A 7356-nucleotide genomic window follows, 5' to 3' on the forward strand; every position below is an offset into this window, starting at 1 on the left:
GGACCGCCCCGCGGGGTCGGGGCGGCGCCAACGCGACGACGGAACCGGGAACGGCGGCGCGCACATGGACTGGGGAGCTGTGCGGCGCGGACGGCCGTCGCGTCCTGGAAGATGACAATGACACCTCAGGACCGCCTGCGGGCTATCGCACTTGGTCATAAATTTGGGCTATATAGGATGAGCTGCGCCGTTTACCATCAATCAGCCGAATTGGTCACGCAGGCACCATCACGCGCACCGCCCGCGGGCAACCTCGCCACCGTTTACCGGGACGCCGGACCGCTCGGACCGGACGATCCGCCGCCTACGCGGGCTCAGGCGAGGAGGGCCGGCAGTTCGGTCAGGCCGTCGATGAGCCAGTCCGCGGCCCGGCCCGCGGGCTCGTCGGCCCACAGGTGGCCCCAGGGGCCTCGCCGCACCAGGGCGGTCCGCAGGCCGGCGGCCTTGGCCGGGCCGATGTCGTTGGCCGGGTGGTCGCCGACGTAGAGGATCTCACCGGGGGCGCCGGGCGCCCATTCGGTCACGCGGGCGAAGAAGGCCGGATCCGGCTTGGCCACCCCCCACTCCTGCGAGGTGGCGACCGCGTCGGCGGGCAGGCCGAGGCCGCGCAGCAGACCGCCCGCGCGGGCGGTCTGGTTGCCCGCCACACCGACCCACAGTCCGCGGTCGCGCAGCTCGGCCAGGGCCGGGCGCACGTCGCTGTACAGGTCGGCCTCGGTGATCTGCTCGCCGACGCCCGCCGCCACGCGGGCACGGCGTTCGGCGGCGAGGTCGAGGCCGGGGCGGATGAGGCGCAGCGCGTCGGCGTTGTCGCGTCCCTGGACGGTCACCGCGCCGACGAGGGCCGACATCGTGTGAGGGGGCACGCCGAGCCAGTCGGCCCACGCCCACCACTCCCGCGTGTCGTCCACCAGGGTCTCGCCGACGTCGAACACCACAGAGCCAATCACCGCTTCAGCGTACGGGCGGTCCCCGCCCGGTCGCGGTCCGTTGTGTTAGCGGCAGGTTAGGAAAGGGGGCGGTCCTCTGGACGCGGGTTCTGCCGCGGGTGAGGCTCCGGGCTGAACGACTCGTCCGCTGGAGGTTTCCGTGACGGCTCCCCCCACCCGCGCAGCGTCGGCCCGCGTTCCCTGGAAGGCCGTGGTCGGCGGCTCGATCGGCAATATGGTCGAGTGGTACGACTGGTTCGTCTATGCGAGCTTCGCCACCTATTTCGCCTCCGCGTTCTTCCCCAAAGGGAACGAGACCGCGCAGTTGCTGAACACGGCGGGGATCTTCGCCGTGGGGTTCTTCATGCGGCCGGTCGGCGGGTGGCTGCTCGGCCGGTTCGCCGACCGGCGGGGGCGCAAGGCGGCGCTCACGCTGACCGTGTCGCTCATGTCGGCGAGCGCGCTGCTCATCGCGGTGGCGCCGACCTACGGGTCGGTCGGGTACTTCGGGGCGCTGGTCCTGCTGGTGGCGCGGCTGCTCCAAGGCCTGTCGGTCGGGGGCGAGTACGCGGCCAGCGCCACGTACCTGACGGAGGCGACTCCGCCGGGCCGGCGCGGGTTCGCGTCCAGCTTCCAGTACGTGTCGATGACGGCGGGGCAGCTCGTCGGGCTCGGGCTGCAGATCGTCCTGCAGCGGACGATGTCGGAGGAGGCGCTGAAGTCCTACGGCTGGCGGATCCCGTTCATCGTCGGCGCCGCCGCGGCGGCCGTGGTCTTCTACCTGCGGCGCAGCCTGCTGGAGACCGAGGCGTACGGCGAGCAGGAGGGACGGCCGGGGACGGACGAGCGCGGCACCATCCGCGAGCTGCTGGCGCACCGGCGCGAGGCCGTGCTGGTCATCGCGCTGACGATGGGCGGGACGCTGGCGTACTACACCTACACGACGTATCTGACCAAGTACCTGTCCAACACGGCGGGCCTGGCCAAGAGCACCGCGTCGCTGGTGAGCTTCTGCGCGCTGTTCGTCTTCATGCTGCTCCAGCCCCTGGCGGGCGCCCTGTCGGACCGGATCGGGCGCCGTCCGCTGCTGATCGCGTTCGGGATCGGCGGGACGGTCGGGACCGTCCCGCTGATGACCGCGCTGTCGAAGGTGACGGGGTTCGACGGGGCGCTCACGCTGTCGCTCGCCGGGCTGGTCCTCGTCACCGGCTACACCTCGATCAACGCGGTCGTGAAGGCGGAGATGTTCCCGACGCACGTCCGGGCGCTCGGCGTCGCGCTGCCGTACGCGATCGCGAACGCCCTGTTCGGCGGGACCGCCGAGTACGTGGCGCTGTGGTTCAAGAAGGGCGGGATCGAGTCGGGCTACTACTGGTACGTGGCGGGATGCTCGGCCGTCTCGCTGGTCGTGTACGTGTGCATGCGCGAGACGCGGGACGCCGCGCTGTCGCGCCGCGAGAAGGCGGCGGACAATGTCGCGGTGCGCGCCTAGGCTGGCCGCCATGCGGGTTCTCCTCGTCGAGGACGACGACCGGCTCGCGTCCGCGCTGACCACCGCCCTCGTGCAGCGGGGGCACCAGGTCAAGCGGACCGGGCGGGCCGTCGACGCCCTCCGGCTGGCCGGGAGCGCCGACTTCGTCCTGCTGGACCTCATCCTGCACGGCTCGGAGATGGACGGGCTGGAGGCGCTGCGGCGGGTGCGGCAGGTGTCGGCCGTGCCGATCATCGTGATGACCGCCCGCACCCAGGAGCGGGACGAGCTGCGCGGGCTGCGCTCGGGCGCCGACGACTACCTGGCCAAGCCGTTCCGGATGAAGGTGCTGATGGAGCGGATGGAGGTGGTCCTGCGGCGGGGCACGCGGCCGATGCCCGTCCGGGACCAGGTCGTGACGGTCGGGGACGTCCGCATCGACCTCGGCGCCCGGACGGTGGCCGTCGCGGGCCGCCCGGTCACGCTGACGCGGCGGGAGTTCGACGTGCTGGCGCTGCTGGCGCGCAAGCCGGGCGTGGTGCGGACCCGGGAGGAGATCCTGGACGTGGTGTGGGACGACCCGCTGGGGCTGGCGTCGCGGTCGCTGGACGTGCACGTGTCGGAGCTGCGGTCCAAGACGGGCCGTCCGGGCCTGGTGGTGACGCTCCGCGGGACCGGCTACCGGCTCGGCGCCCCCGGATGAGGCGGCGGCTCGTCACGACGTTCACGGCGCTGATCGTCCTGGTGATCACGGCGCTGGCGGTGCCGCTCGGGTTCGCCTACGCCTCGCACCGCTCGGGCCGGCTGCTGCTGGACCGGCGCGCGGACGCGACGCGCTTCGCCGAGCTGGCCGACCGGGCCGCACGCGAGGGCGACCGGAGCGCGCTCGTCCCGGAGATCACCCGCTACGCCGAGCTGTACGGGGCGGCCGTGCGGATCCGCGACCGGGACGGCGCGCTGGTGGCCGAGGCGGGCGCGATGGACGCCGACGACGCGGCGGCCACGCGCACGGCGCTGTCGGGGCGCACGACCGAGGACCTGCCCCCGCTCGGCCCGTTCGACCCCGGCCGGGTGCTGATCGCCGAGCCGGCGGGACGCGACGCGCAGCTGACCGGGGCGGTGCTGCTGCTCGCGCCGACCGAGCGCGCCCGCCGCGACATCGGGCTGGTGTGGGCGGCGCTGGCGCTGGGGGCGCTGGCGGTGCTCGGGTGCTCGGCGCTCGCGGGCCGCGGGCTCGCCCGGTGGATCCTGCGGCCGGTCACCGAGCTCGACCGCACGACCGGCGCAATCGCCGGGGGTGATCTGGAGGCGCGCGTCGCCCCCGACGTGGGGCCCGCCGAGTTGCGGCGGCTCAAGGCCCGGTTCAACGCGATGGCGGACGCGGTGGCGACGGCCATGGACCGCCAGCGCACGTTCGTCGCCGACGCCTCGCACGAGCTGCGCACCCCGTTGGCCGTCCTGTCGCTGCGGCTGGAGAACCTCCAGCCGCACCTGGACGCGGCGGGAACGGCCGAGCACGAGGAGGCGATGGCCGAGATCGACCGGCTCGGCACGCTCGTGGGCGACATGCTCGCCCTGGCCGAGATCGAGGCCGGCGTGGTCGCGGAGGACGTGGACGCCGCCGCCGAGCTGCGCAAACGGCTGAAGCACTGGAAGGACGCCTTCGACGCCCAGGGCCTGACCCTGTCGGCGGACCTGCCGGACTCCCGCCGCGTCCGGGCGGTCCCCGGCACGGTCGCCCGGATCGCCGACACGGCCCTGAGCAACGCCCGCAAGTTCGTCCCGGAGGGCGGGACGGTCTCGGTGCGCCTGGACGGGACGGTCCTGCGCGTCGCCGACGACGGCCCCGGCCTCCCCGCTGACGCGCGCGCCCAGGCCCTCGGCCGCTTCTGGCGCTCGGCCGACCACGCCAACGTCCCCGGCAGCGGGCTGGGCCTGGCGATCGCCGCCGAGCTGGCGAAGGCGTCCGGCGGCACCCTCGCCGTCCTGCCGAACACGCCCCGGGGCCTGATCGTCGAGCTCCGCCTCCCCCCGCCCGCCCCTCATTGAGCACGGCGAAGCCGCGGGGCGTCTGAGGGTCCGCCCCCAGGGCAACACTGACGTGTGGCGAAGCCGCCGGGGGCCTGGGCGTCCGCCCTCAAGGGCAACACTGAGATGCGGCGAAGCCGCCGGGCCAGCGGGGCCGCCCCTAGAAGCAGCGTGGTGGGGTCAGCCGTAGGTGGAGCGGTAGTAGCGGGCGGCGCCGGGGTGGAGGGGGACGGCGCCGGTGCCGATGGCGTAGCGCCTGTCGAGACGGCCGCCGGGCGCGTCCGGGGCCTCCAGCCGGTCGCGGCTGGAGAACAGGACCTTGGTGGCGGTGAAGGCCGCGTCGCCCGGCAGGGACGCGCGGCACACCAGGTAGCTGGGAGTTCCGACGGTGGCGACCGGCTCGCCGCGCCCGTACTCCCCCGCCGGGACGGCGGCGTTCTCGTACACCGGCCCGTGGACGCGGCGCAGCGGCGCGACGAGACCGCCGAGGGCCAGCAGCCGGACCGGGGTCGTCCGCGCGAAGGCGTCCAGCGCCGGGGTCGGGACGCCGCCCGACCAGAAGAACGCCGCGATCTCCCCCGAGCGCAGCGCCCGCATCGAGGCGTCCAGGCCCAGCGTGGAGGTGCGCGCGGGACGGGCGAGCCGCGCCGCCGCCAGCACCCGCTCGGCGGTCACGGCTGTGCCCGACAGCGCGGCGCCGATCGAGACCCGGCGCCCGGCCAGGGCGGCGGCCGAGCGGACCTGCGAGTCCCTGAGCACGACCAGGTGGACGTAGTTCATGTACATGCGAGCGAGCGCGGCCACCGGACGGCGCTCGGCGCGCACGGCCCGGTCGGCGCTGTCGGCCAGCGCGAAGCCCAGGTCGGCGCGGCCGTCGGCGAGCATCGCGAGGTTCTCCACGCTGGCGGCCGTCCGCAGGACCTGCGCGGACAGGCCGCCGCGCCGCAGCTCGGCCGCGAACCGCTGGCCGAGCACCTCGTAGGCGCCGCCCGCCTCGCCGGTGGCCAGCCGCAGCCGCGCCCGCGTCCCGGAGCCGCCCGAGCAGGCGGCCGCCGCGGCCGGGACGGTGAGCAGCAGGACGGTCCTGCGGGTGGGGCGCACTCGTTCACGCTATCCGCCCGGGGCCCCAGGTGTTGTGCGGATCACATCGGCGGGGACGGCAACGGTTCGGCTGATCGAGCGGTTCGGCTGATCGGGAGCCTCAGGTGAATCGCGGGGGGCGCTTCTCGCGGATCGCCGCGACGCCCTCCCGCACGTCCGGTCCGGTGAACCCGAAGAACTCCATGGCCAGGGACGCGTCGAAGGACGGGCCCGCCATCCGCAGCCAGTTGTTCAGCGCGTGCTTGGTGAACGACAGCGCCTCGGCGGGCCCGGCGGCGAGCCGTCCGGCGATCTCCAGGGCCCGCTCGTGCACCTCGCCGTCGTCCACGCAGACCGAGACCAGCCCGATCCGTTCGGCCTCCTCGCCGGTGAGGACGTCGTTGAGCAGCAGGTAGTACTTGGCCTTGGCCAGCCCGCACAGCAGCGGCCAGACGAGCGCGGCGTGGTCGCCCGCGGCGACCCCGAGCCGGGTGTGCCCATCGATGATCTTGGCGGTGCGGCCGGCGACGGAGATGTCGGCCAGCAGCGCCACCGCCAGGCCCGCGCCGACGGCGGGCCCCTGGACGGCACTGACGACCGGCTTGGAGCAGTTCACCACGTTCATCACGATGTCGCGGGCCTCGCGCATGATCCGCCGGCGCGCGGCGTGGTCGTCCATCATCTGCTCGATCATGGACAGGTCGCCGCCGGCGGAGAACGCGGTGCCCTCGCCGCGCACGACGACCGCGCGGACGTCGTCGTCGGCGTCCACGTCCCGCCAGATCCCGGCCAGCTCGCGGTGCCCGGTGGCGTCGACCGCGTTGAGCCTGCCCGGCCTGCTGATCGTGATCCGCAGGACCCCGGGCCCCGCCCAGTCGATCTTCAGCCGCTCGTACGCGCCGTACCGCCCGTCCTCGCCCATGCCGCGCCGCCCTCCCGCGTCCGGTCGCCGAATGCCGCGCGCAATCGTCGCACAGCCAGCCCCATGGCCTCGGCACCGGCATCGAAGATCTCGGGGAGCAGGAAGAACGAGTGCACGACGCCGTCGTAGCGGTGCGCCCGCACCGGGACGCCGGCCTCGGCGAGCCGCCGCGCGTACGCCTCGCCCTCGTCGCGCAGGATGTCGTACTCGGCGGTGATGATGGTCGCGGGCGCCGCGCCGGACAGGTCGGGGGCGCGCAGCGGGGCGAGCCTGGGGTCGGACGGGTCCGCGCCGCCCCGGTACAGGTCCATGAAGCGGGCGAGGGTCCCGGCGTCCAGCCCGTACCCGGACCCGTAGGCCCGCCAGCTCGGGGTGTCCATCGCCGTGTCGGTCACCGGGTAGACCAGCAGCTGGTGCGCCAGCGGCACGCCGCGGTCGCGGGCCAGCAGCGCGACGGCCGCGGCGAGGTTCCCGCCCGCGCTGTCGCCCGCCACCGCGACGGCCCCGGGGACGGCGCCGTAGCGGCCGGGCTCGCGCGCCACGTCCTCGACGACCGCCCACGCGTCGTCCACGGCCGCCGGGAACGGGTTCTCCGGCGCCAGCCGGTAGCCGACGTTGAGGACGGCGCATCCGGCGCCCGCCGCCAGCTCGCGGCACGCCGCGTCCACGTTGTCGACGCCGCCGAGCACCCAGCCGCCGCCGTGCAGGTACACCACCGCGGGCAGCGGCCCCCGCCCGGGCGGGACGGGGCGGTACAGGCGCACCGGCACGCGGCCGCCCGGCCCGCGCACCGACAGGTCCGCGACCTGCGGCAGCTCGCGGCGGACGACGGGGTACACCGCGCCGATCCTGCGGCGCATCTCCTCGATCGCGGGCTCCGGGGCGTCCTCGTCCAGGGCGTCCCCTCCCCCGGCCCCCTCCGGGGC

Annotated in this window: 7 protein-coding genes; 3 read left to right on the plus strand and 4 right to left on the minus strand. The window is 74.9% G+C overall.

Features of this window, described 5'->3' with window-relative positions:
* Positions 1-314: 314 nt before the first annotated feature.
* Positions 315-950: an HAD family hydrolase gene (locus tag E1298_RS41440; protein ID WP_131902860.1), complete on the minus strand. Its 636-nt coding sequence runs from the start codon at positions 948-950 to the stop codon at positions 315-317.
* A gap of 139 nt (positions 951-1089) precedes the next feature.
* On the opposite strand from E1298_RS41440, the gene E1298_RS41445 reads away from it, so the two are divergent.
* Genes E1298_RS41445 through E1298_RS41455 form a run of 3 tightly spaced genes read left to right on the plus strand, consistent with a single transcriptional unit; the run spans position 1090 to position 4449 of the window.
* The gene (locus E1298_RS41445; protein ID WP_243726158.1) at positions 1090-2421 is read left to right on the plus strand and encodes an MFS transporter; all 1332 of its coding nucleotides are present in this window, start codon (positions 1090-1092) and stop codon (positions 2419-2421) included.
* A 10-nt stretch (positions 2422-2431) separates the two neighbouring features.
* Positions 2432-3103: a response regulator transcription factor gene (locus E1298_RS41450; RefSeq protein WP_131902862.1), complete on the plus strand. Its 672-nt coding sequence runs from the start codon at positions 2432-2434 to the stop codon at positions 3101-3103.
* Positions 3100-4449 carry a sensor histidine kinase gene (locus E1298_RS41455; protein ID WP_131902863.1) on the plus strand — a complete coding sequence of 450 codons (1350 nt, stop codon included), beginning with the start codon at positions 3100-3102 and terminating at the stop codon, positions 4447-4449. Before E1298_RS41450 ends, E1298_RS41455 begins: the two co-directional genes overlap by 4 nt.
* 159 nt (positions 4450-4608) lie before the next feature.
* On the opposite strand, the gene E1298_RS41460 is transcribed toward E1298_RS41455, so the two are convergent.
* The 3 genes from E1298_RS41460 to E1298_RS41470 form a co-directional block, all read right to left on the minus strand.
* Entirely contained in the window at positions 4609-5529 is a 921-nt protein-coding gene (locus tag E1298_RS41460; RefSeq protein ID WP_131902864.1) for a TAXI family TRAP transporter solute-binding subunit, read from the minus strand.
* 100 nt (positions 5530-5629) lie between these two features.
* Complete coding sequence (locus E1298_RS41465; protein WP_131902865.1) at positions 5630-6430, minus strand: enoyl-CoA hydratase/isomerase family protein; 801 nt, start codon at positions 6428-6430, stop codon at positions 5630-5632.
* Positions 6391-7326, minus strand: a complete 936-nt coding sequence (locus E1298_RS41470) for an alpha/beta hydrolase (RefSeq protein WP_243726159.1) — start codon at positions 7324-7326, stop codon at positions 6391-6393. Before E1298_RS41470 ends, E1298_RS41465 begins: the two co-directional genes overlap by 40 nt.
* Positions 7327-7356 lie beyond the last annotated feature (30 nt).

The sequence above is a fragment of the Actinomadura rubrisoli genome, assembly GCF_004349215.1.
Taxonomy (GTDB): Bacteria; Actinomycetota; Actinomycetes; order Streptosporangiales; family Streptosporangiaceae; genus Spirillospora; species Spirillospora rubrisoli.

Coding starts and splice junctions, on each gene's coding strand:
- E1298_RS41450 (WP_131902862.1), top strand. CDS start 2,432: ATGCGGGTTCTCCTCGTCGAGGACGACGACCGGCTCGCGTCCGCGCTG.
- E1298_RS41455 (WP_131902863.1), top strand. CDS start 3,100: ATGAGGCGGCGGCTCGTCACGACGTTCACGGCGCTGATCGTCCTGGTG.
- E1298_RS41465 (WP_131902865.1), bottom strand. CDS start 6,430: ATGGGCGAGGACGGGCGGTACGGCGCGTACGAGCGGCTGAAGATCGAC.